Source organism: Snuella lapsa (assembly GCF_039539345.1).
In the GTDB taxonomy this organism is placed as follows: Bacteria; Bacteroidota; Bacteroidia; order Flavobacteriales; family Flavobacteriaceae; genus Snuella; species Snuella lapsa.
The window spans coordinates 20,277-43,773 of record NZ_BAABCY010000060.1 but is presented as its reverse complement, the minus strand read 5'-3'; the positions used below and the strand labels follow the sequence as shown (position 1 = coordinate 43,773).

Annotated in this window: 24 protein-coding genes; 19 read left to right on the top strand and 5 right to left on the bottom strand. The window is 35.5% G+C overall.

All coding sequences use genetic code 11. The features are described 5' to 3' along the window. Window positions 1–386: 386 nt before the first annotated feature. Window positions 387–677, bottom strand: coding sequence for a GIY-YIG nuclease family protein (locus tag ABD792_RS11010; RefSeq protein ID WP_345006068.1), 291 nt, complete (start codon window positions 675–677; stop codon window positions 387–389). Window positions 678–1,043: 366 nt separating this feature from the next. Between ABD792_RS11010 and ABD792_RS11005 the strand changes: the two genes are divergently transcribed. Both ABD792_RS11005 and ABD792_RS11000 read left to right on the top strand, forming a co-directional pair. Beyond that, window positions 1,044–1,838, top strand: a complete 795-nt coding sequence (locus ABD792_RS11005) for a polysaccharide biosynthesis/export family protein (protein WP_345006066.1) — start codon at window positions 1,044–1,046, stop codon at window positions 1,836–1,838. 4 nt (window positions 1,839–1,842) lie between these two features. Beyond that, window positions 1,843–4,323: an exopolysaccharide transport family protein gene (locus ABD792_RS11000; protein WP_345006065.1), complete on the top strand. Its 2,481-nt coding sequence runs from the start codon at window positions 1,843–1,845 to the stop codon at window positions 4,321–4,323. Between the two features lie 1,048 nt (window positions 4,324–5,371). On the opposite strand, the gene ABD792_RS10995 is transcribed toward ABD792_RS11000, so the two are convergent. From ABD792_RS10995 to ABD792_RS10980, 4 genes are read right to left on the bottom strand one after another with little or no spacing between them, the layout of a single operon-like run. Next, window positions 5,372–5,773 (bottom strand): endonuclease domain-containing protein, encoded by a 402-nt coding sequence (locus ABD792_RS10995; protein WP_345006064.1) that lies wholly within the window; start codon window positions 5,771–5,773, stop codon window positions 5,372–5,374. After that, on the bottom strand, window positions 5,737–6,087 hold the full coding sequence (locus tag ABD792_RS10990; protein ID WP_345006063.1) for a hypothetical protein: 351 nt from the start codon (window positions 6,085–6,087) through the stop codon (window positions 5,737–5,739). Before ABD792_RS10990 ends, ABD792_RS10995 begins: the two co-directional genes overlap by 37 nt. 12 nt (window positions 6,088–6,099) lie before the next feature. Beyond that, window positions 6,100–6,501 (bottom strand): endonuclease domain-containing protein, encoded by a 402-nt coding sequence (locus tag ABD792_RS10985; protein ID WP_345006061.1) that lies wholly within the window; start codon window positions 6,499–6,501, stop codon window positions 6,100–6,102. After that, entirely contained in the window at window positions 6,465–6,839 is a 375-nt protein-coding gene (locus ABD792_RS10980) for a hypothetical protein (protein WP_345006060.1), read from the bottom strand. The genes ABD792_RS10985 and ABD792_RS10980 overlap by 37 nt, the downstream gene beginning before the upstream one ends. On the opposite strand from ABD792_RS10980, the gene ABD792_RS10975 reads away from it, so the two are divergent. From ABD792_RS10975 to ABD792_RS10895, 17 genes are all read left to right on the top strand, one after another. After that, window positions 6,822–7,652 carry a class I SAM-dependent methyltransferase gene (locus ABD792_RS10975; RefSeq protein ID WP_345006058.1) on the top strand — a complete coding sequence of 277 codons (831 nt, stop codon included), beginning with the start codon at window positions 6,822–6,824 and terminating at the stop codon, window positions 7,650–7,652. The genes ABD792_RS10980 and ABD792_RS10975 overlap by 18 nt on opposite strands. 44 nt (window positions 7,653–7,696) lie before the next feature. Next, entirely contained in the window at window positions 7,697–8,569 is an 873-nt protein-coding gene (locus ABD792_RS10970) for a glycosyltransferase family 2 protein (RefSeq protein WP_345006057.1), read from the top strand. A gap of 1 nt (window position 8,570) precedes the next feature. After that, window positions 8,571–9,494: a glycosyltransferase family 2 protein gene (locus tag ABD792_RS10965; protein ID WP_345006055.1), complete on the top strand. Its 924-nt coding sequence runs from the start codon at window positions 8,571–8,573 to the stop codon at window positions 9,492–9,494. Continuing rightward, the gene (locus ABD792_RS10960) at window positions 9,487–10,440 is read left to right on the top strand and encodes a glycosyltransferase family 2 protein (protein ID WP_345006054.1); all 954 of its coding nucleotides are present in this window, start codon (window positions 9,487–9,489) and stop codon (window positions 10,438–10,440) included. Before ABD792_RS10965 ends, ABD792_RS10960 begins: the two co-directional genes overlap by 8 nt. Beyond that, window positions 10,441–11,403, top strand: coding sequence for a glycosyltransferase family 2 protein (locus tag ABD792_RS10955; RefSeq protein ID WP_345006053.1), 963 nt, complete (start codon window positions 10,441–10,443; stop codon window positions 11,401–11,403). A gap of 6 nt (window positions 11,404–11,409) precedes the next feature. Further along, the gene (locus tag ABD792_RS10950; protein ID WP_345006052.1) at window positions 11,410–12,261 is read left to right on the top strand and encodes an ABC transporter permease; all 852 of its coding nucleotides are present in this window, start codon (window positions 11,410–11,412) and stop codon (window positions 12,259–12,261) included. 175 nt (window positions 12,262–12,436) lie between these two features. After that, window positions 12,437–13,663 carry an ABC transporter ATP-binding protein gene (locus ABD792_RS10945; RefSeq protein WP_345006051.1) on the top strand — a complete coding sequence of 409 codons (1,227 nt, stop codon included), beginning with the start codon at window positions 12,437–12,439 and terminating at the stop codon, window positions 13,661–13,663. 14 nt (window positions 13,664–13,677) lie between these two features. Continuing rightward, on the top strand, window positions 13,678–14,418 hold the full coding sequence (locus tag ABD792_RS10940) for a class I SAM-dependent methyltransferase (protein WP_345006050.1): 741 nt from the start codon (window positions 13,678–13,680) through the stop codon (window positions 14,416–14,418). Between the two features lie 56 nt (window positions 14,419–14,474). Next, window positions 14,475–15,641, top strand: a complete 1,167-nt coding sequence (locus ABD792_RS10935) for a glycosyltransferase family 4 protein (RefSeq protein ID WP_345006049.1) — start codon at window positions 14,475–14,477, stop codon at window positions 15,639–15,641. 3 nt (window positions 15,642–15,644) lie between these two features. Next, the gene (locus ABD792_RS10930; RefSeq protein ID WP_345006047.1) at window positions 15,645–16,721 is read left to right on the top strand and encodes a DegT/DnrJ/EryC1/StrS family aminotransferase; all 1,077 of its coding nucleotides are present in this window, start codon (window positions 15,645–15,647) and stop codon (window positions 16,719–16,721) included. Then, complete coding sequence (locus tag ABD792_RS10925) at window positions 16,715–17,362, top strand: acetyltransferase (RefSeq protein WP_345006045.1); 648 nt, start codon at window positions 16,715–16,717, stop codon at window positions 17,360–17,362. Before ABD792_RS10930 ends, ABD792_RS10925 begins: the two co-directional genes overlap by 7 nt. Before the next feature lies 1 nt (window position 17,363). Beyond that, window positions 17,364–18,221 carry a glycosyltransferase family 2 protein gene (locus tag ABD792_RS10920; protein ID WP_345006044.1) on the top strand — a complete coding sequence of 286 codons (858 nt, stop codon included), beginning with the start codon at window positions 17,364–17,366 and terminating at the stop codon, window positions 18,219–18,221. 144 nt (window positions 18,222–18,365) lie between these two features. Further along, the gene (locus ABD792_RS10915; protein WP_345006043.1) at window positions 18,366–19,208 is read left to right on the top strand and encodes a glycosyltransferase; all 843 of its coding nucleotides are present in this window, start codon (window positions 18,366–18,368) and stop codon (window positions 19,206–19,208) included. Between the two features lie 69 nt (window positions 19,209–19,277). Continuing rightward, the gene (locus ABD792_RS10910) at window positions 19,278–20,291 is read left to right on the top strand and encodes a glycosyltransferase family 2 protein (protein ID WP_345006042.1); all 1,014 of its coding nucleotides are present in this window, start codon (window positions 19,278–19,280) and stop codon (window positions 20,289–20,291) included. A gap of 23 nt (window positions 20,292–20,314) precedes the next feature. Next, the gene (locus ABD792_RS10905) at window positions 20,315–21,241 is read left to right on the top strand and encodes an O-fucosyltransferase family protein (protein WP_345006041.1); all 927 of its coding nucleotides are present in this window, start codon (window positions 20,315–20,317) and stop codon (window positions 21,239–21,241) included. A gap of 101 nt (window positions 21,242–21,342) precedes the next feature. Continuing rightward, entirely contained in the window at window positions 21,343–22,542 is a 1,200-nt protein-coding gene (locus tag ABD792_RS10900; RefSeq protein WP_345006040.1) for a glycosyltransferase, read from the top strand. Beyond that, a complete protein-coding gene (locus ABD792_RS10895) occupies window positions 22,535–23,491 on the top strand; it encodes a glycosyltransferase family 2 protein (RefSeq protein WP_345006039.1) in 957 nt (318 codons plus the stop codon). Before ABD792_RS10900 ends, ABD792_RS10895 begins: the two co-directional genes overlap by 8 nt. Window positions 23,492–23,497: the final 6 nt, after the last annotated feature.

Below are 23,497 nucleotides of genomic sequence, written 5' to 3'. Positions count from 1 at the left end.
TGTTAGTTAGGATGTAAAGGTAATATTGGTGCATTGTTTTGTACATGCGTTAAATAAGTGGATTCCTGCCTACGCAGGAATGACAATATTGGTACGGAGTTTATGAAGATAAATATAATTAAAACATTAGAATTTACTTGCGTTATTTAGAGGATTCCCTACCTGCTGGCAGACAGGCTCGCTTCGCTCTGAATGGGCTGTGGTAGTTGGAAGTTTGGGGTTTCAAGTTAAAAGTTGTAAAGTTTTAAGGTTATGGAGTTAGACGCTAGGAGTCAGAAGCAAGAGGTTTAGGTAATGAAGTTATAAGTAAGTTTTGCGATTAGCCCATTGTATCTAGAAGTACTGTTGCTTGTCATTCCTGCGTAGGCAGGAATCCACTATCAGAGTCAGTATTTCCAATCCTTAGCAAGGTCTTTCCAATTAGGGTTATCTTTTTCAATCAATTTAATTTTCCATTCTCTTTTCCATTTTTTCATATTCTTTTCTCTTTTAATGGCATCGTTTACATATTGGTAGGTTTCAAAATAGATTAGTTTGTTTAAACCATATCGTTTTGTGAAGCCTTCTACAAGTTTGTTCTTGTGTTCAAACATTCTTCGTTCCAGATTGTTGGTAATACCAATGTAAAGCGTACCGTTCGTTTTGTTAGTTAGGATGTAAAGGTAATATTGGTGCATTGTTTTGTACATGCGTTAAATAAGTGGATTCCTGCCTGCGCAGGAATGACAATATTGGTACGGAGTTTATGAAGATAATATAATTAAAACATTAGAATTTACTTGCGTTATTTAGAGGATTCCCTACTTGCTGGTAGACAGGTTCGCTTCGCTCTGAATGGGCTGTGGTAGTTGAAAGTTTGGGGTTTCAAGTAAGAAGTGAAAAAAGAGAAGTTGTGAGCCAATATCCAACTGACTAACAACCAACAACCAATAGACAATAATCAATAGAAAGAGAGTATTCACACGATTAATGAATGCGAGGCTCCATCAGGAATATTAAATAAAAAAAATATGTAGCTTTGTATTTTACCAAGTTGCCGCCATATGAAGAACCGCTTTTTTATAGTTGTTATTTTAATTAATGTCTTGTTAATGTCCTGTATTCCTCATAAGGACAGATTGTATCTGCAAAATAAACAGCAAGCGACAGATTCTGAACAGGTAGTGGTAGAACAGCAAAAACCATATCGGGTACAGATAAACGATATTTTAAATATTCGTATTAAGGTGACCGATCAGGAGAATGTTCAGATATTCAACCCTATAGGGGAAGGTAACTTAAATGCTACAGCAGGGGAGCGTGCTTATTTTGATGGGTTTACGGTGGATTTACATGGTGATATCCGCATTCCAGAGTTAGGGAAATTGCATGTGCTCGGTTATACTACCGATGTTATAGAAAAGAAGATTAAGGATAAATTGCTTGCAGAGCAGTTTAAGGAGACGGCCAATATTTTTGTAACGGTAAAGCTAACGGGGTTGCGATTTACTACCTTAGGAGAAATAGGGAGTAAAGGTATGAAAACACTGTATCAGGATCGGGTAAATATTTTTGAGGCCATTGCCAGTTCGGGTGATATACCAGATACGGGTAATAAAAAGGATGTTTTGATTATTAGACAATATCCGCAAGGGCAAAAGATACACCATGTCGACTTAACGGATGTGAATGTTATGCATTCCCCGTACTATTACATCCAGCCAAACGATATGATTTATGTGAAACCTTTAAAGCAAAAGGCTTGGGGTACTGGTACTACAGCGATACAAAATATTACCACAGCAGCCTCTATTTTATCATTGCTTACAACCTCTATTTTGTTATTTAACCGTATTTAAGTTTATGTCTTACAACGAATTTGAAGAGCTTGACCATATAGAATCCAAAGGGATGACCTTTGATTTTAAAGGGTTTCTGTTTAAGGTATTGCATTTGTGGAAACTGGTATTTTTAAGTATTGGTGTAGCTTTGATTATAGCTTATTCTATTAATGTACGGAAGCAAAACATTTACAGGTTAGGAGCTTTAATATCGGTAGAGAATGAACAAAATCCTTTTTTTACAGCGAATACCAGTATTTCTTTTAACTGGGGCGGTGTATCGGGAAAGGTAGGCAAGATCATTACGTCGCTTAGTACACGGCGCCATAATGAAAAGGTGGTAGATTCGCTTCAGTATTATATACAGTATTTGGTGCAAGGTAAATACCGAAAGGAAGATATTTATAAACGGGCTCCGTTTTATGTTAGCCTTGATAAGACCAAAGGGCAGCTTTTGGGTAATCCCATTGGTGTACGGTTCTTGAACGATAGTGTGTATGAGGTATTTAAGGCATTCGAGTCGGCTGCGGGTACTGTACAACGATATGGAGACAAATCCAAAGACAGGGTAGAGTTACCTGTTGGAGAATTTAAACAGCGTTTTCGTGTAGGTGAGCCAGTGCAATTACCGTTTTTAAATTTGAGTTTGCATATGCGCCCAGGGCGCCATGTAGTGTCTGATACTGAATTTTATCTTCAGTTTTTAGATTTTGATGGTATTGTTAATACTTATAAGTATGCGGTAAGTGCCCGACCGAATTCACAGACTTCATCGGTATTGAGTCTGGCGATGACCGGAACGAACAAGGCGAAGATAGTAGACTATTTGAACACTACTGTTGCTATATTAAGTAGGACCGAATTGGAGAGTAAAAACTTGTATGCAAGTAACACCATTAAGTTTATAGATAGTAGCCTGGCAGCGGTGAACCTTAATTTAAAGGATGTTAATGAAGAGATGAATAGCTTTAGGAAGCAGAGCAAGGTGTTTAATGTGGATGCAGAGGTGGTAGAGGTGTCTACCAAACTAAAGGTGCTTGATACGGAAAAGGAAGGGGTTCAAAATAAGCTAAATTACTTGGAGGCTTTAGAGAGCTATTTGCTTACCAAAACGGATTATAGTCATATAGCAGCGCCTACTTCGGTTGGGATTGATGAAAGTAATATTTTAGCGAGTGTTGGTAAGATCACAGCTTTGGCCATAGAACGGCAAAATCTGGAAGCGACCACCAAGGAAGGTTCGGTGTTGTTTAAGGAACTGGACAGCCGGATTGATGCAGAAAAGAATGTGCTGTTCGAGATTATTGATGGTACTAAAAAGATTATAAATATTCAGTTGAACAGGGTAAACCGTCAAATAGCAATTCATGAGTCTAAATTAAGTGATTTGCCAGAGGAACAGCAGCAGTATCTTAAGATTCAACGTAAGCTGGATTTGAGCCAGGAGGCTTACGATGTGTATTTGGCCAAGCGCAGTGAGGCAGCTATCGTTAAGGCAGCGAACGTATCGGATATTACTATGATTGATGAGGCTAAAGATATAGGGGGTGGCCTCATAGGGCCCAATAAGAGCCTAAATTACATGATGGCCTTAATGGTGGGCTTTTTTGCGCCTTTGGCTTTAATATTTGTTGTGTTCTTGTTGGATACAACTATTCATGGCTCGGACGAGGTAGAGCGTTTGTCCAGTATTCCTATTTTGGGATTGGTGGGTAAGTATAACTATAAGAACAATCTGGTGGTTTTTGAAAAGCCGAAGTCGGCTGTTGCTGAGTCGTTTCGTGCCATTCGGTCAAGCCTTCAGTTTTTTTATAAAAAACAAGATTATAGCAAGGCTTTGGGGCGTACCTTAATGATAACCTCGTCGGTGAGCGGGGAAGGAAAGACCTTTTGTTCCATCAATATCGCCACTGCATATGCCTTATCGGGAAAAAAGACCATTTTGCTGGGGTTGGATTTACGGAAGCCCAAGATATTTGACGACTTTAGCATTGATAACGACCGTGGGATGGTAAACTATTTGATGGGAGAAAGCAGGTTTGAAGATGTGCTAAGTACCACCCATATAGATAATCTGGATGTGGTTACTTCAGGACCTATACCGCCAAACCCTTCCGAATTGTTAATGGGGAGTGATCTGCCAGAATTAATAGGCAAGCTTCGGGAGTCTTACGATATAATCATTTTGGATACGCCGCCTTTGGGGTTGGTAACCGATGCTTTGGAGTTGTCTAATTATGCTGACGCTTCCTTGTTTGTAATTCGATTGGATTATACAAAAAAGGGGATGCTTCAGTTGGTTAATGCCAAATACCGCAATGGTGAACTTAAAAACACCAGTTTTATACTTAACTTCTATAAGCACAAAACGAATCAAAACTACGGCTATGGCTACGGCTATGGTTATGGTTATGGTTATGGTTATGGCGTGTATGGAGAGGCGTATCATCAGTCCGATAAAAAGAAAGGGTTTTTAGCAAGATTACGTAAGTGGGTGTCGTGAGATTGGAAGTTAGTGGTTAGTGGTTGGAAGACGGAAGACGGAAGCTGGGAGCTGGGAGTTAGAAGTTAGAAGTTAGAAGTTAGAAGTTAGAAGTTAAAGTGAGAAGTGAAAAGTTATAAGGTTTTTGCGTCTTTTATCTAGTGTCTTGGGGATTAATAATGGTCGATAGTCAATAATCAATAGTCAATAATCAATAATCAATAGTCAATTGTAAATTAGCAGTTGTCATTCCTGCCTTTCGATTTTACTCAAGATAAACTGCGGCAGGAAGCCACTTTTGGATGAGGGGTGCTTGGCTTCATTGCATTTTGTTCTTATGGTGTTGAGAAGTTTTTTGTTTTGGTAGGTGCTGTGGTACTCTTACTATGCCTTTCATATGAAGTAAAGGTGAAGGAGATATGAAGGAAAGGTGAAGGAGTAGCTTTTTAACCTGTGCTAAAAAGTGGTTTTATGTTTGTTTTTGTGTTAATGCGCTAATTGTTTTGAGGTGTTGACAAATTGATTGAGATCCTTCGCTTCACTGTATTACGTTTTGAACAAGAGACTTGTTCCTCCCTTTAGTTAAAGGGAGGTGGCTAAATACCAGAGTATTTAGGCGGAGGGTTTGTGTTGGGAGTTAGTGGGTTTGTTGTGGTATGTGTGAAACTCCCCTTTCTTCCGCTGTTGCGGAATTCATTCCCCTCTTTGATTAAAGAGGGGAGCTGGTGTGTTTTGTTTGTTGTGGTATGTGTGAAACTCCCCTTTCTTCCGCTGTTGCGGAATTCATTCCCCTCTTTGTTTAAAGAGGGGAGCTGGTGTGTTTTGTTTGTTGTGGCGTGTGTGGAACTCCCCTTTCTTCCGCTGTTGCGGAATTCATTCCCCTCTTTGTCTAAAGAGGGGAGCTGGTTGTGTTTTGTTTGTTGTGGCGTGTGTGGAACTCCCCTTTCTTCCGCTTCGCGAAATTCATTCCCCTCTTTGTCTAAAGAGGGGAGCTGGTTGTGGTTTGTTTGTTGTAGGGTTTGTGGAACTCCCCTTTCTTCCGCTTCGCGAAATTCATTCCCCTCTTTGTTTAAAGAGGGGAGCTGGTTGTGTTTTTTGGTGTGGGATCTGATTTGAAGTTTGAAGTGATTTCATTTAAGACAGAAGCTAAATTTTCGAATACCATTTTATTTTCAAAGCGTATAACTTTATAGTTTAATGATTCTAGAAATGCAGTTCGTTTTTGGTCGTAGTCCCGTGCGGTTGGATTATTGTGGGCTTCTCCGTCTAGTTCAATAATTAAACGTTGGGAGGCACAGTAAAAATCAACAACATAGTTTTTAATGCTGTGTTGTTTTGTAAAGCGTTTGCCTTTTAACTGTCTTGCTTTTAAATGTTTCCATAAAAAAGCTTCTGCTGGGGTAAGGTTAGCTCGTAATTCTCTTCTTATTTCCTTTAGTTCGGTTTTTGTATGGGTATTTTGTTTTGGCATGTAGTAAAATTAATATTTTTTAAATAGAAATACATATTTAATAGGTTTCTGCTCTGGGTGACAAGGATCTTGTTCCTCCCTTTAGTTAAAGGGAAGTGGTAAACTCCCCTTTCTTCCGCTTCGCGAAATTCATTCCCCTCTTTGTCTAAAGAGGGGAGCTGGTTGTGTTTTGTTTGTTGTGGCGTGTGTGGAACTCCCCTTTCTTCCGCTTCGCGAAATTCATTCCCCTCTTTGTCTAAAGAGGGGAGCTGGTTGTGGTTTGTTTGTTGTAGGGTTTGTGGAACTCCCCTTTCTTCCGCTGTTGCGGAATTCATTCCCCTCTTTGTTTAAAGAGGGGAGTTGGTTGTGTTTTTTGGTGTGGGATCTGATTTGAAGTTTGAAGTGATTTCATTTAAGACAGAAGCTAAATTTTCGAATACCATTTTATTTTCAAAACGAATAACTTTATAGTTTAGGGATTCTAGAAATGCAGTTCGTTTTTGGTCGTAATCCTGTGCGGTTGGATTATTGTGGGCTTCTCCGTCTAGTTCAATAATTAAGCGCTGGGAGGCACAGTAAAAATCAACAACATAGTTTTTAATGCTGTGTTGTTTTGTAAAGCGTTTGCCTTTTAACTGTCTTGCTTTTAAATGTTTCCATAAAAAAGCTTCTGCTGGGGTAAGGTTGGCTCGTAATTCTCTTCTTATTTCCTTTAGTTCGGTTTTTGTATGGGTGTATTGCTTTGACATGTAGTAAAATTAACACTTTTTAAATAAAAATACATATTTAATAGGTTTCTGCTCTGGGTGACATGGAGCTTGTGCCTCCCTTTAGTTAAAGGGAAGTGGCAAACTCCCCTTTCTTCCGCTTCGCGAAATTCATTCCCCTCTTTGTCTAAAGAGGGGAGCTGGTTGTGGTTTGTTTGTTGTGGTGTGTGTGGAACTCCCCTTTCTTCCGCTTCGCGGAATTCATTCCCCTCTTTGTTTAAAGAGGGGAGCTTGTAAGCATATATTTGGTATATTAGCCCTTGAATATAAACCCCAAAGCTATTGTATGTCGCAATTGTATCATGAAGTTTAGTTCTCATTATTTTCCGAAGTACCACCAGCTTAGTCGTTTCGAGAAGTTTATTTTAAGGACGTGCTGCTATTTTCCGCCTAGAAAGCGGCGTGTAAGGGAGGATTTGGTTATAGAGCCAAGGTCTTACCAAGCAACTTTGTCTGCGGCGTTTGGTACAGCATTTTGGCCGCTTATAAGGGGTAAAAGGGTTCTGGATTTTGGTTGTGGGGAAGGTGGTTTTGTGATTGGTATGGCTACTAAGGTTGCTTGTTATGCTGAAGGGGTTGATATTCAGGATCAGTTTCAGGTCGCTAAGCGGTATGCAGCAATGGCGGGTATTACAAATGTTCAATTCCATTTAGGGCGTTCGGAGGGTCTTGAAGGTGCTGGATATGATGTTGTTATTTCCCATGATTCGTTTGAGCATTTTGAGGAACCTGAAATGGTGCTAGACGAAATGGTACGTTTGGTAAAGCCCGGCGGGCATGTTTTTATTAAGTTTGGCCCTGCCTGGATGAGCCCTTACGGACGGCATATGAGCGGTACTTTTAAAAAGAGCCGCCCCTGGATTCATTTGTTTGTTCCTGAACGGCATATGATGCGGGTGCACTCGGTGTACCATAATGATACGGAGCTGTATACACGTTATGCGGATTTGATTGGGGGGCTTAACAAAATGACGTTAAAAAGGGCTAAGGGTATTATTGGGAGCCACCCAGAGCTAAATATCGTAACCCAACACGTCATGCCTTGGCGTGGTATGTCCTTTTTTCTTAAATTTCCTGTATTGAAAGAACTGTTTGGTGCTGCTGTGTGTTTTAAGTGTGTGAAAATAAAATAAATGTAGGTAATGTGTTAAAGGGAATGAATTTAATATAGATAATAATGGAGTTGCCCTTAGTGTCAGTTTGTATTCCAACTTTTAATGGTGAGCGATTTGTCTCTGAAGCGATGGACTCGGTTGTAAATCAAACCTATCCTAATTTAGAGATCGTTGTATCTGACGATGCGTCGGACGATTTAACTTTGGAGCGGATTGAAGCGTTTAAAGAGAAAACGGATATCCCTATTATTATTCATAATCATGTACCTTCGGGGATTGGTTCTAATTGGAATAATTGTATAAATAAAGCCCAAGGGAAATATATTAAGTTTTTGTTTCAGGATGATGTTTTAAAGCCTGAGTGTATTGCCGAAATGGTAGCATTAATAGAACTCGATAGTTCTATTGATCTGGTTGCTTCCAAACGTGAATTTATAATAGAAGATTCCTTTTTAACCGAGGAAATAAAAAACTGGATAGAGGTGTTTCAAGATTTGCAACAAACCTTGGGGCTTAAAAAGGAAGCGGTTAGTATTTTGGATAAGTCGTTATTTAAATCACCTGAATTTATGGAAATACCGTATAATAAAATTGGAGAGCCTTCTGTCGTACTGTTTAGAAAAGATCTTATTTCCAGAATAGGCTATTTTGATGCTGAATTAAGACAAGTTTTAGATTATGAATTTTTTTATAGAATTTTAAAAAAAGGTAAGATTGCAATCATTAATAAAGAATTGGTTTGTTTTAGATTGCATCCATTGCAGGCCACTAATTTGAATAAGGGGAAGGTGTCTTCTGATTATGTTAAATTAAATAGAATCATTTACACAGATTATTTTTGGTATTTAAATAATACTAAGAAAATTAAATTGTTAAAGAAGTACAATTTGCTGGTTAAGTTTATGGTTAGGCTTAAAAGGTGTTTAAGATTGTAGTATGGATGTAAGTGTTTCTGTAATTATTGTCACTTATAATGGAATGAAGTGGATTCACAAATGCTTAGCAAGTTGTAAAGCATATGATATTATTGTTGTTGATAACAATTCAACTGACGGTACTGTTCGATTTATCCAAGAAAACTACCCTTTGGTTAAATTAATTCAACAAACAGAAAACTTAGGCTTTGGAGCTGCCAATAATATAGGTATTTCGTATGCTATTAATGAAGGAGTGGATTATGTTTTTTTGTTAAATCAAGATGCTTATTTGCAGGAAGATGCTATAGAAAATCTTATTGCTATACATAAAAAGCATCCAGAATATGGTATTTTAAGTCCATTGCAGTTTAATGGAAACGGAAGTTCATTTGATAGGAATTTTTCTTATTTTCTTGCTTATGATAAAAACAAGCAATTTTATTTTGATGCTGTAATTAACAATCTTGGAGACATATATGAAGTTCCTTTTGTTAATGCTGCATCTTGGTTAATATCTAGAAGTACTATTAAATTAATAGGTGGTTTCGATCCCATTTTTTTTCATTATGGAGAAGATGACAATTATTGCCAACGAGTTATATACAATAAATTAAAAATTGGTGTTGTTCCTTCATCAGTGGTTTGGCATGACCGTATTTTTAACTATGATAAGCCGCAAATATTCTCGAAAAGTTACTTTATAGACAAAGAGAGGACATATAAAATGATGCTTGCAAATATAAATACTGAAAACGGGAAACTTATTTCTGTTTATAGAAATTCAATATATAAGCACATATTAATTGCAGTAATTAAACTGAAGCTTAATACTATATTAGGTTTTATTAAGGAATTGAAAATTTTGAATAAATCTTATAGGGAAGCTAATGTTAGTAAGGAGATTAATATTAATTTTAAATGCAATTATATAAATCTTGAATGAAATTCCACTTATATCTATAATTATACCTACTTATAATAGAGCTCATTTAATTGGGGAAACCTTAGACTCTATTTTAGTACAAACCTATATGTGTTGGGAGTGCCTAATAATTGATGATGGCTCAACGGATAACACAGATGTTGTAATATCAAATTATTGTAAGGTTGACTCCCGTGTTAAGTATTATAAACGACCTCAAAATAGACGGAAAGGAGCCAATGCTTGTCGTAATTATGGGCTTGAATTAAGCCAAGGTGATTTTATAAATTGGTTTGATTCGGACGATGTAATGTTTCCAAATTTTATAGAAGAAAAAGTAAAGTCTTTATTGAAGAATCCATTAAGTGATTTTGTGGTGACTCGGGGTATTAATTTTCATGAAAATGGAGAAACTAATGATATTTCGGTAAGGAATAATGCTACAAAAAAATTGGACCATAATAATTTTGTACTGTTTGAAGTGTTTTGGGTAACTCCGGATTTTCTTGTCAAGAAAGAACGTATTGGATTGGTACGTTTTGATGAAGAAATTAAATCTGGACAGGAATATAATTTTTTTATAAAAGTGCTAGCTGCTAGTAGCTTAAAGGGGGTGTTTGTTGATAGGGTACTTTTTAAAAGAAGATTGCATAAAGAATCAATTCAAGGAAAGTTTAATGGTGACGATGACACATTTTGTTTTGATCAGTACATGCTTTATAAAAACACTTTTTTAGCAGTCCGCGATTATTTAAATGAAGAAGCAAAGGCGTATATGTTTAGAAGAATAGCTTCTAGAACCTTCGAATTAAAGAGAAGAAAATTAAAGACACCGAAATTATTAACGATACTAAAATTGTTTAAAAGAGAAAAGGGGTGGACAAAAACCTTGTTGTTCGTAGTTTCGTTATTTTTTGGCTATTATTTCGGGAAAGGTTTTATATTAATGGATAAAGCAAGATCGTAGATGGTATATATAGCAGAACCTTTGGTTTCAATTATCATCCCTGTCTACAATAGAGGAGATTTAGTGGAGGCAACTTTAGATTCGATACTATCACAAACATATGCAAATTGGGAGTGTATTATAGTTGATGATGGATCTACAGATGATACAGAGTTAGTTGTAAATAAATTTGCTAAAAAAGATGTTCGTTTCAAATACCTTAAGAGACCCATAACCATGTTAAAGGGACCAAATGCTTGTAGAAAGTATGGTTTCGAGAAATCTAGAGGTGATTTTGTTCAATGGTTTGATAGTGATGATGTTATGAGTCTAGATAAGCTGGCGTACACTGTGAAAACCATGAATGAAAATAGTGTAGATTGTGTCATTCACAATTTCAGTTATTTTCGTCCAAATGATTATTCTCATGTTGTATTCAACAATTTTAAGAAGATTGAAGATGTTGTAAAGGATTATTTAGCAGGTGGGCTGGTAATTAATTTTCAGTCAATTATTTGGAAAAAAAAATCTCTGGATATGTGTTTTTTGAATTCCAAATTGAGTTATGCTGAAGATGTATATTTTATTGGTAATCAATTTTTACAGACTAACTTTAAATATGCCATTTTAGATGAGGTTTTAGTTTTTATTAGAAAGCATGACAAATCTTTGACAACAGGGTTTTCAAACCGTTCACCAAAACTTATTGAAGATGAAGTTTATGTTAGAGAATATTTTTTTAAAAAAACATTAAACATGAAGAAAGTACTTTTTAAAGGAAGTTTAAAAATGTATTTAAAGGCTTTAAAGTATTTGTTGTATGCTAAAGCTTATCCTGTTTTTTTTAAAAATATGTTTGAGGTTTTTAGGCTAGTGCATAATAAATTAAAACTAGTTGTTATAAAATTAAGTATTTTAGGATTGTTTTATATTTTTACAGGAAAAGGATTGACTGCCTACCAAAAAACAATCAACACGTTATAATTTGTTATGCCATTGCCCTTGGAAACCCGTACATATCAAAAAGAACATAGCATAAAAATCGGATCGCTATTAAAGGCGAGTCTTCAGGATTTTTACCGATCTCGTTTTTTGGCTAAGCAGTTAACGGTTCGGGATATTAAGGCACAATACAGGCAGTCGTACTTAGGTATGTTGTGGGTTGTGATAACGCCTTTAACGACGGCGTTTGTTTGGATCTTTCTTAACAGCTCGGGTGCCATTCGTTTGACCGATACGGGTATTCCTTATCCGGTTTATGCGTTTTCGGGCTCTTTGATCTGGTCGATTTTGTCTGAGGCCATCAATTCGCCAAAAGGGAGTACTGCGGCTTCTATGGGTATCATGACTAAAATTAATTTTCCAAAAGAGGCCCTGATCTTGTCGGGTATTTATAAGTTACTTTTTAACAGCGCGGTTAAAATTGTATTGCTACTTGTATTTTTAATGGTTTATCAGGTCGATTTTGGTTATAGTATTTTGTTGTTTCCTTTTGCGCTTATCGGCATTCTTTTGTTTGGAACGTCTATTGGGTTGTTAATTACACCGATTGCTTTGTTGTATAGGGATGTTTCAAGAATTATAAGTTTAGGTATGCGTTTTTTAATGTATGTAACGCCGGTAGTGTATGTGGTGCCCCAAACAGGGGTGTTAAAAACACTTATGGAGCTTAATCCTTTGACGCCCTTGCTCGTGGTGAGCAGAAATGTGGTAGTGGGCTTGCCGTTAGATTACTTGGACTATTATCTGGCTATCATGCTATGTTGTATTCCTCTGTTTTTTGTGGCTTTGTTGTTTTACCGTGTTTCGATACCTATTATAGTTGAGCGGTCGGGGGGGTGAGAAGTTGGGAGTTTGAAGTTTGAAGTAGTGTTTAGTAATCAGTAATCAGTGTTCAGAGTTCAGTGGTTAGTTGGGAGTGAGAAGTTAGAAGTTAGAAGTTAGAAGTTAGAAGTTGGGAGTGAGAAGTAAGAAGTTAAAAGTGAAAAGAGAAAAGTGAGTGTCTTACAATTAAAACATGACTAATATAAAGAAACATAGTACGGGAAGTAAGGAGGTGTTGGTAGAGGTAGACAGGCTTTCGAAAAAGTTTTGTGTGGATCTCAAGACGAGCTTATGGTATGGGCTAAAGGATTTGTATACGAATGTTTTGGGGAACCATCAAGATCGGGTGTTGCGTCCGAAGGAGTTTTGGGCGGTTAAGGATATTAGTTTTACTTTACGTCGAGGTGAGTGTTTGGGATTGATAGGACATAATGGTGCTGGTAAGTCGACCTTGCTAAAAATATTGAACGGTTTGATAAAGCCTGATGCGGGTAAGGTGCATATTAGGGGACGTGTTGGGGCTTTAATAGAGTTGGGTGCGGGGTTTAATCCTATATTGAGTGGTCGTGAAAACATTTATAACAACGGAGCGGTTTTAGGTTTTAGTAAAGCGGAGATTGATGCTAAACTGGAGGCTATCATCGATTTTGCAGAGATTCGGGAGTTTATTGATATGCCCGTACAGCATTATAGTAGTGGTATGAAAGTGCGCTTGGGTTTTGCTGTGGCCGCCCAAATGGAGCCCGATGTGTTGATTGTTGATGAGGTTCTTGCGGTAGGGGACTTGGGTTTTATTTTAAAATGTTTTAAAACCATCGATACCATTTTACCTCATACCGCAGTTGTTTTTGTATCTCATAATATGCCTATGGTATCGCGGATATGTAACCAGGCTGTTTTGTTAGAAAAAGGTAAGGCTGAATTCCAAGGGAACAATGTTTCTAAGGCCATTGATTTATATTATAGTAAGTTTGATGCCTCTGAAAAGGCAATTGTTTTCGATAGTGGGCTAATTACTTTAGATTCTGTCAGTATAATTACTGATAAATATTCTAAAGGTATACCTGTATTATCTTGGAAAGATGATTTAATTTTATGTTTGAAACTAACCAATTTAAAACTTGAAAAAGTGCCTTATATAAGTGTTTATATTTATGATAAGGAACAAAGAAGTGCTGGAGTTTTGTTTTATGAATTTACAAATAAATCAATTGCTAAGGGAGGGGTTAATATTTCTTTAATTCATAAAAACATACAGTTTTCTAAGGGTATTTATAACATGACAATTATAATTTATGAAGAATTTGAATATAAGCCTATTTATAGGGTGAATTCTATTCAAAGTTTTCAAATAGAACACAATGTAGAATCTTGGACTCCTTTGTTGTTAGATTCCAATATTTTCTATGAAAACAATTAACATAACACGGAAGGATGATAACTTTGATTAGGAATATATTTAGAAGTAGAAAATCAGAGACAGATTTACTAAAAGGTGAAATAGAATTGATATACAACATAGTTCCTCAAGATTTTGGGGGAGGTTGTAGCCTCTATAAAGCTTTAGTTATGGGCGAAATAATACGTCAATATAAACTGAGGAGTAGTTTGGATATTGGTGTGTATAGGGGACGATCTCTTTTTCCTATGGCTATTGCCCATAAATTTTTCACAAAAGGTATTGTATATGGGGTAGATCCTTACACCAAGTTGGATGCAAATCAAAATGATTATCCGGAATTAAAAGATGAGCTGGATAAGTTTGTGTCTGTTACAGATTTTCAAAAAATATATAAGGATGTTAAGGATGTAATAAAAAATAAGGAGCTTGATGACAATTGTATTTTGGTAAGAGAAACTTCATCTAATGCTGTTTTGAATTTTAAAAAAGAAGGAAGGAAGTTTGGCTTAATTCATATTGATGGAAACCACGATACGAAATTTGTAATAGAAGATGTTTTAAATTATACGCCATTATTGGATCATAAGGGATTTGTTGTGTTAGATGATGTTTCTTGGAATTCTGTTAAACCAGCGTATGATATTTTGGATAAAGAGATGTCTCTTGTTATTGAATTTATTGATTCGTTAAATGATTTTGCTCTTTTTGCTAAAGGATTAACAATTGATGAAGTAAAGGAACTTAGAGCATTTTTAACAAAATTAGTTGCTTGAACTATATGTGTAATTTTGTTTCTGAGATTAAGTTTTTGTTAAAAAAAATAGGGTTCTTGTTAAATCAGTTGCTTTTTTGGAGATATAGAAAGTTAGACCTTTTACTTTATGATGATATTTATCCACATCCAGTTTCGGGGTTTCGTTACGAAGAATTAACAGTTCTATTAACAGAATTCAAAAGCTCTAAGATTATTTTAAACCCAATTTCTTATGGTTTAGTTAACACATTAAAAGAAAATCACAAAAATCATGTTGCTGATATTGTAAAAAAAAATAGATTATTGAAAGGTAAGTTAATTTGTAAAGGAAGAAAATATTACAGATCAAAGCTTTTTTACTGTGTTTTTTTGCATAATATTTTAAGTAATTTAAGTTGGTTGGAGGAACTCAAAATTCCTTTTGTTTTTACATTATACCCAGGGGGAGGTTTTCAAGTTGGTGACAAGAAAGTTGATGAAAGCCTAAGAAAGGTTTTTGAATCACCTATGTTTAGAAAAGTTATAGTTACCCAACCATTGACGCGTGATTATTTAATTAAAAAAAAGCTTTGTAGTTTAGAAAGGATTATGTTTGTTTTTGGGTGTGTTGTGCCTCAACAATCTCTCTTAGAACGGGCATTGGTCAGAAAAAACTATTTGATTAATAAGGACACTTTTGATATTTGTTTTTGCGCTGCTAAGTATACGCCTCTAGGAAAAGATAAAGGGTATGATGTGTTTGTGAAATTTGCTCACCAAATTTCAACTAAGTATGATTTTTTGAGGTTTCATGTTATAGGAGGATTTGATAAAGAAGATATTGCCATAGATGGCATTGAGGAAAAGATATCTTTTTATGGGTACAAGAATTTTGATGGTCTAAAATCAATTTTCCGATCTATGGATGTTATTGTTTCTCCAAATAAGCCATTTGTGTTGAGACCAGGGGCATTTGACGGTTTTCCATTAGGAACGGTTGTTGAAGCTGTTTCAAATGGCGTTGTGGCTTTGGTTACGGATGAATTGAAACAGAATGCTGTTTTTAAGAATAATGAAGAATTAATTATTGTCAAGGGGGAGAGTATTGCGATTGAAAGAGAAATAATAAAATTAATTAATTATCCAGAAAAACTATACCTCATATCTAAGAAAGGAAGAGAGAAGTTTTTAAAAGTGTATTCTAATGAGCGTCAAATAAAGCCAAGAATAGAATTGTTGAAACGGGAAATCTATAATTGTTAATCTATGATTCAAGTAACCAAAACCTTTTTACCACCCCAAGAGGAGTACCAAGCTATCTTACAACGCGCTTGGAACACGAATTGGATAACAAATCGCGGTGTTTTGGTTAAGGAGTTGGAAGGTGCGTTAAAAAACTATTTGGGTATCTCTAAAATATTAGCAACGGCTAATGGCACCTTGCCCTTGCAAATTGCCATTAAAGCATTGGGTTTAACAGGAGAGATCATCACGACACCCTTTAGTTATGTGGCTACTACTTCAAGTATTGTATGGGAAGGTTGTAGTCCGGTTTTTGTTGATATTCATCCCGATTATTTAACGATTGATGAAACTAAAATTGAGGCAGCTATTACTCCAAAGACGACGGCTATTTTAGCGACCCATGTGTTTGGTAATCCGTGCCATGTTGAGGCGATTCAGGCCATAGCTGATGCCTATGGTTTAAAAGTGATTTATGATGGTGCGCATGCCTTTGGAGTGACTTATAAAGGCCAATCCATTTTTAATTATGGTGATTTAAGTACCTGTAGTTTTCATGCTACCAAGTTGTTCCATACCGGAGAAGGAGGGGCTTTGTTTACGAATTCGGAAGCCTTATACAACACCTTGTTTTACCATCATAATTTTGGACACCAAGGACAGGAAAGTTTTCAGGGGCTGGGTATCAATGCCAAAATGAATGAGTTACAGGCAGCTATGGGGTTGGCTGTGTTGCCATATATAGAGGGTATTTTGGAAACCAGATGTAATATAGTAAGAGCTTATAATGTTGCTTTTAAAGATATGATTCTAAAACCTTTGAAATTACGAGTGGATACCCAATGGAATTATAGCTATTATCCAGTAATTTTTGAGACGGAAGCTCAGTTATTAAATGTGAAGCTGGCCCTAAATGCCAAGCACATTTATCCGCGGCGTTATTTTTATCCCAGTTTAAATAACTTGCCCTATGTGACTAAGCAAAATACACCTATCTCTGAATCTATATCAAATCGGATTTTGTGTTTGCCTTTGTTTCATGGGCATTTAGATGACGGAATGACTAAAATAATTGAAATTGTAAAAGCAAAATTATGTTAATAGTAGGAGCAAAAGGGTTTGCAAAAGAAATTTTAGAAGTGTTTCATCAATTAAATGACACAGAAAGCTTGGTTTTTTTCGATGATGTAAACCAGAATGCCCCTGACATGCTTTATAATGCTTTCCCGGTATGTAGAGCATTAAAAGAAGCTTCTTTGTATTTTAAAGAAAAAGATACAAGATTTACGATCGGTATTGGTAACCCTGTATTAAGAAAAGAACTTTATGATAAGTTTATAGGGATAGGTGGTGATTTTACTTCTGTAGTAAGTCCATTAGCTAAAATTGGTAACTATGATGTGTATATTGGTTTGGGATGTAATATATTAGAAGGAGTAATAATTTCTAATGATGTTTATATTGGTAAAGGAGCATTAATATATTACAATGCTATATTAACTCATGATGTTGTATTGGGTGATTTTGTAGAAATATCACCTGGAGCAACTTTACTTGGAAGGTCAAAAATAGGTTCGTTTTCAAGTATAGGAAGTAATGCAACTATACTTCCTGATATTTTGATTGGAAATAATGTTATTGTAGCGGCGGGTGCTGTGGTAACCAAAGATGTACCTAGTAATTGTATGGTTGCAGGGGTGCCGGCTGTTATTAAAAAAGAATTACCACCACTTAATTTCTAATATGTCAGGTCGTCCCAAGGTTAGTGTTTGTATGATTACTTATGGTCATGAAAAGTTTGTAAAGCAAGCTGTTCAAGGTGTTTTGATGCAGGAATGTGAATTTGAAATTGAACTCATTGTAGCAGATGATTGTTCTCCCGACACCACTCAATTTATAGTTGAGGGTATAATTAAAGAACATCCTCGAGGTTATAGGGTTAAGTATGTAAAGCATTCTGAAAATAAAGGGATGCTCGCCAATTTTATTTGGGCTATGAATCAATGTTGTGGGGATTATATAGCTTTCTGTGAAGGTGATGATTATTGGACGGATTCCTTAAAGCTGCAAAAGCAGGTGGGTTTTTTGGAGGCAAATCTAGATTATGGTATTTGTTTTCATAATGTAAACGTGTTTTATCAAAAAGAAAACAGGTTGTGTGCTGATGGTTTTACGAGAGCTGTGCCAGAAACTACAACCACCCTTGATTTAGCAAGAGGCAATTATATGCATACGCCTTCAGTAGTAATGCGTAATGATTTTGAGTTGCCCCAATGGTATTCGAAATCACCATTAGGAGATTGGCCATTATATATGATTGCAGCCCATAATAAAATGATTAAACGACTTGAAGATATTATGGCTGTTTATCGGGTGCATGAAAAAGGTGTTTGGGCATTGCAATCGAGAGAGTATAGAGTAAGGAATACCATTAAAAGTTTTGAGTTAGTGTTGGAATCAAAGGTGGTTGATGATGAAGTGAAAACTGTATTAAGACGAACTATTCAAGATTTTAGGTCAATATTAGGTAAAGGCGAATCATTTGTATATCATTTTTTTAAGTACATTAAAAATAAATATTTAAAAATGATAAAGTTATAGTTTGTACACATACTTTTTGTGAAGACAGGTCTAATGGATTGGTAATGAAATCTTATGGTAAGCCATGAATTTGGTGATAGATAGCTATCTAGAATTGAAAATAGTTTCTAAATTATGAATGAAAGCCTTAAATTAAGTGTGTGTATGATTACATATAATCATGAAAAGTTTATAAAGGAGTCAATTGAAGGTGTTTTGATGCAGGAATGTGAATTTGAAATTGAACTCATTGTAGCTGATGATTGTTCACCTGATGCTACTCAGTTTATAGTTGAGAGCATAATTAAGGAACATCCTCGAGGTTGTTGGATTAAGTATGTAAAGCATTCTGAAAACTTGGGAGTTATGCCAAACTTTGTTTGGGCTATGAGTCAATGTTCAGGAGATTATATAGCCCTTTGTGAAGGTGATGATTATTGGACGGATCCTTTAAAGTTGCAAAAACAGGTAGAATTTTTAGAAGCCAATCCAGATTATTCAATTGCTTTTCATAATGCTACTGTTATTGATGAACATAGTTCGGTAATTTCAGGTTCATTGCTAAATCCCATACCAAATGAAGAATACACTTCGCTTGAGATTATGGAAGGCGGTGTTATTCCAACAGCAACAGTTATGTTTAGAAATAATTTATTGTGTCTGCCTAAAAGTTTTAAAACTATTTTTAATGGGGATACCTTTTTATTTGCATTGTTGGCGCAACATGGGAAGGCAAAATATTTAAAAGATATTAAAAATTCATTTAGACGTATCCATAAAGGAGGAGTTTGGAGTTCTCTGACTGAATACCAGCGTTTGAAAAAAGGAACTAATACTTTTTTTAAAATTTTAAAAGTTATAGAGGTTAAATATAAACCTATTATAGCAAGAGTAATTTCCAATAAATTAGATAATTTATTGAAAATGCATTTGCAGAATTATAATTTAATCTTTTTCATTAAGGATTTATGTTTTAAATATATCCTTGAAAAAAGATATAAAATATAACGGATTTATTTTAATTAACTGTTTTTCTTCGTCTAGGATAAGAAAAAGTCTTTTTAATTAATAAAGTTTATGGAAAAAGGTTTGGTTTCAATTATTATCCCAATTTATAATGGAGCATCATTAATTACTGAGACCTTGGGGTCTGTTATAGATCAGACCTATACGAATTGGGAATGTATTATTGTAGATGAAGGATCGGAAGATGATACTGCTATTGTAGTTAAAAGGTATGATAGTTTATATCCTAATATTTTTTATTTAAGAAGAAAAACATTATTAAATGGGGTTTCTGTATGCAGAAATTTAGGGTTGTTAAAGGCTGTAGGAGAATTTGTTATTTTTCTTGACGCTGATGATCTTTTAGATGTGAATTGTTTGAAAAATAGATTAGAGTTTGTTAGAAATAATCAGGATAATGATTTTTGGGTATTTAATATGGAAGAGTTTATTTCTAAAGTAGGGGATTTGAACAAGGTTCATAATACATATCCTGAAATAGAAACGAGCCAAAACTATTTAAGTTTATTTTTAAAAGGGGTAAATCCGTTTGCAGTGACTAGTCCTTTATGGAGAAAGACTTCATTGGAAAAAATTAAAGGTTTCAATGAACAATTACACTTATGGGAAGATCCCGAATTACACATTCGGGCTTTATTAGAGGGATTGACTTTTAAAGCCAATAGGAATTCAGATCCCGATTGTTTTTATAGAAATGATAGGGGCGAAAAAGCTAGGCGTGAAATGAATCCAGTGTTTTTAAAAAAATTATTCCGAAATACTTGGATTTATTTTGATATTCTGGGGGGGGTATTGAAAAAAAGACAATCAACCTATAAATTGCTATTAGCATTTAATATTTTAACATTTATTCAGAAATATACTATAGAAAACAGAAATACTATTTATTTTTTTAGATTTTATTTTTTATTAGTGAGGTATAGATTAATTAGTTTTAGAACAGCTATTATGTTGTTGACTTGGTTTTTGTTTTCGGTCTTACAAGTTGATAAAATAGGGAGGTATAGTAAAAATAGTTTGAGAAAAAGAATTTATTATTTAGTAGGTAATGGTAAGTTAACATGATAAGATTTCTTAATAGAGTATTGATGAAATTTCTTGATACCATAACAGTATTATTGACTCGCCGTCATGACGTTATTTATTTAGAAGTAAAATTACAAGGAGGGTTATGTAATAAACTGCATTGTTTATTTAGTGCTTGTGATTTGGCGATAAAGAATAATTACGTACTAGTAGAGCCTTATTTTGGGTGGAAAAAAAAGATATTGTTCTCTGATATTTATGATATTAAACATTTTAATGATTATATGCGGAAATATAATAAGGGACAAGATTTAATAGTATCCCAAAAGCGTTTAAAATATAATGTTCACATAAGAAATAATGTTTTAAAGAATGACAAAGATTTATACGAATATGCTGTGAAACTTTTGGACGAACAACGAGTAAATAAAGAAATGTCTAAAGGGAGTATGAATATATTGGCATTAAAAGCTTTAAAATTGCAAGAAAGATATCTAGATATTGTAGAGAAATATACTCAAGAGAAAGATTATGTTGCGTTACAGATAAGGACTGAATCCGATTGGGTTGAATATGCAAAGTACAAAGTTGTAGAAAAAGGCGAGAATTTATTGGTCGATATTAGTAAACTAGTTGAGATGATTCAAGCTGTTGATTTTGGAAAGAAGTTCTTTTTTACGTCTGGAGAAAACCATGAATATTTATTCAAAACTTTAAAAAAAAGTAATTATGAAGCCGTATATTTTTTTAATGAAGAATATGAATATGAAATAAATGCAGCAATCAATCTTGAGATTTGTTGTCATGCCAAGGACTTTATAGGGTTAAGTAGGAGTACTTATTCAAATTTAATTAGTTTGAAAAGGGCGTTAATGAATAATGATAACTCTTATATTTATAATTTAGGAGACAGGATTTATAAAAGGAGGGATAAAGGTTTACAAACCAATGCACGTGACAGTATTATGTGTTTTACCACGATATCTTAAATTAAGATTGTAAAATTAAATAAAAATTTTGGTTAGGTTTTAAGTTGGCTTTTTGGGTTTAACTATAACAATAATTATAAATTTATAAACTTAATATAACCATGAACGTTTTATTTTGGGTGAATGCCTTTCCAACCGTATCGGAAACCTTTATTCGGGATCAAGTGGTAGCCGTTAAGGGGCAAGGGGTCGATGTTAGGGTTTATTGTAGTTTGGGGAAGGATAGGGAAGCCATGGTTGCTTTGGCCGGTTTTGAAGCTTCTTATCTGTTATCACGAACTTTTGATGAAACAGATGTGTTGCCGAGTACGTGGCGGCGACGCAAATTATTGGTTTATCTTATCGTTTTTTTTAGTGTTTTTAAGGGGCATTACCGGTATTATAGAAAAGCATTGACAAAGAAACGGCATGCTGCGTACCCTAAAGCCTATCAGCTTTTTTTTCAGGTGCACTTTGTGTTAAAGCATAAGATTGATGTGATTCATGCGCATTTTGGTAACAATGGTCTGCAAGCTGCCGTATTAAAGGAATTGGGGCTGCCCGTAAAACTCATTACCACCTTTCATGGCTATGATGTACGTTTGGGGCTACGGGAAGGGGGTGGTTTGTACAAGCCTTTGATTAAGGCGGTCGATACGGTAGTAGCGATCTCTGATTATAACCGTAAGTGCCTTGTTGATTTTGGGTTTTCGGAAAGCAAAATTGTTGATCTTCCCAATGGTATAGATGTTGCTTTTTTTAAGAAAGAAAAGGTAGATAGGGATGCGGGCGTGGTTCGCGTTTTAACGGTTGCCCGCCTGGAAAAAGAAAAGGCTTTGCACCTAGGAATTGAGGCCTTTGCAGCATTGGTTAAGGCGTTTCCAGAGCGTCGTTTTGAGTATACAATCATTGGGACAGGTAGCTTACAAAAGGAGTTGCTGGATTTGGTTGTTGCGTTGAAACTGGACGGACATGTGCGGTTTGTGGGGGCTAAGTCCACGGTAGGGGTCAAGGCAGCTATGAACGCTTCGGATATTTTTATGCTAACGAGTATTGCAGAAGTTTTACCGACCGTGTTACTGGAAGCACAAGCTTGCGAGTTGCCTGTATTGGCAACTGGCGTAGGATCGGTAAAAGCCATGGTAGCTGATGGCATTGTGGTACCTGCCAATGATTTAAATGCTTTGTCTTTAGGATTGCAAAGGCTTATACATTGTGAGCCGGAATGGGGTAAGATGGGCGTGGCAGGCAGGCAGTTTGTGAAAGCGCATTATGATATGGGATTGGTTAACAAAAAACTTATAGCTTTGTACAATGCCTGAGCCTTTAGTGTCCATACTTATTCCTGCTTATAACCGTGCTGCTTTAATTGGTGAAACGTTGGCTTCTGTTGCGTTACAAAGTTATAAACATTGGGAATGTATTGTTGTGGACGACGGTTCTACGGATGCTACGGTAGCCGTAGTCCAATCGTATTGTGATAAGGATGCGCGTTTTAAGTTGTACCATCGGCCAGAGAATCGGCCCAAGGGCGGTAATGCGGCCAGAAACTATGCGTTGGAAATGAGCCGTGGGGAGTATGTTAATTGGTTTGATAGTGACGATTTGATGGAAAAGCATTTTATCCAGAATAAATTAGCCGTTTTTTTAAATAATGCAGAAGTGGATTTTGTGGTTTCGAAGAGTGTTAATTTTTATGCTGATGGCAGGCAAGAGCCTATAGGTTACTATGGGTTTAATGATAGCCTTGCTTTAACGGCAGATCACTTTATACAGGAACAAGTACATTGGATTACGGATGATTTATTTATAAAGCGCAGTAAAATTGGAGCGGTAAGGTTTGATGAAAGTTTGCTTTCTGGTCAGGAATTTAATTTTTGTGCTCAATTATTATCCCATAATAGTTTAAATGGGGTATTTATAAATAGCATATTGTCCTATAGAAGGATTCATTTAGGTTCAATACAGGAAAGCCTTAAGCAAAACGAGCTGTTGGCTTTTAAAAGGAAGTATATAGTTGCCCAAAAAACATTTAAGAGCGTTTATACTAGGCTTACAGATGCTTCGGAGGTGTTTTTTATAAACAGGATCTTAAAACTGGCAACGGCTTTGTTACGGAACAGGGTATATCCTCCTAGTTATTTAAACTTCTTATATTTATATACCAAAAGTTGTGGTTTGGCTAAAGGTACCTGTTTAGTGTGCTATTCTATTTTGTTGGTTATGGGTATGGATAGTTATAGAATGGGAAAAATAATTAAAGCTAGTTAAATGCCT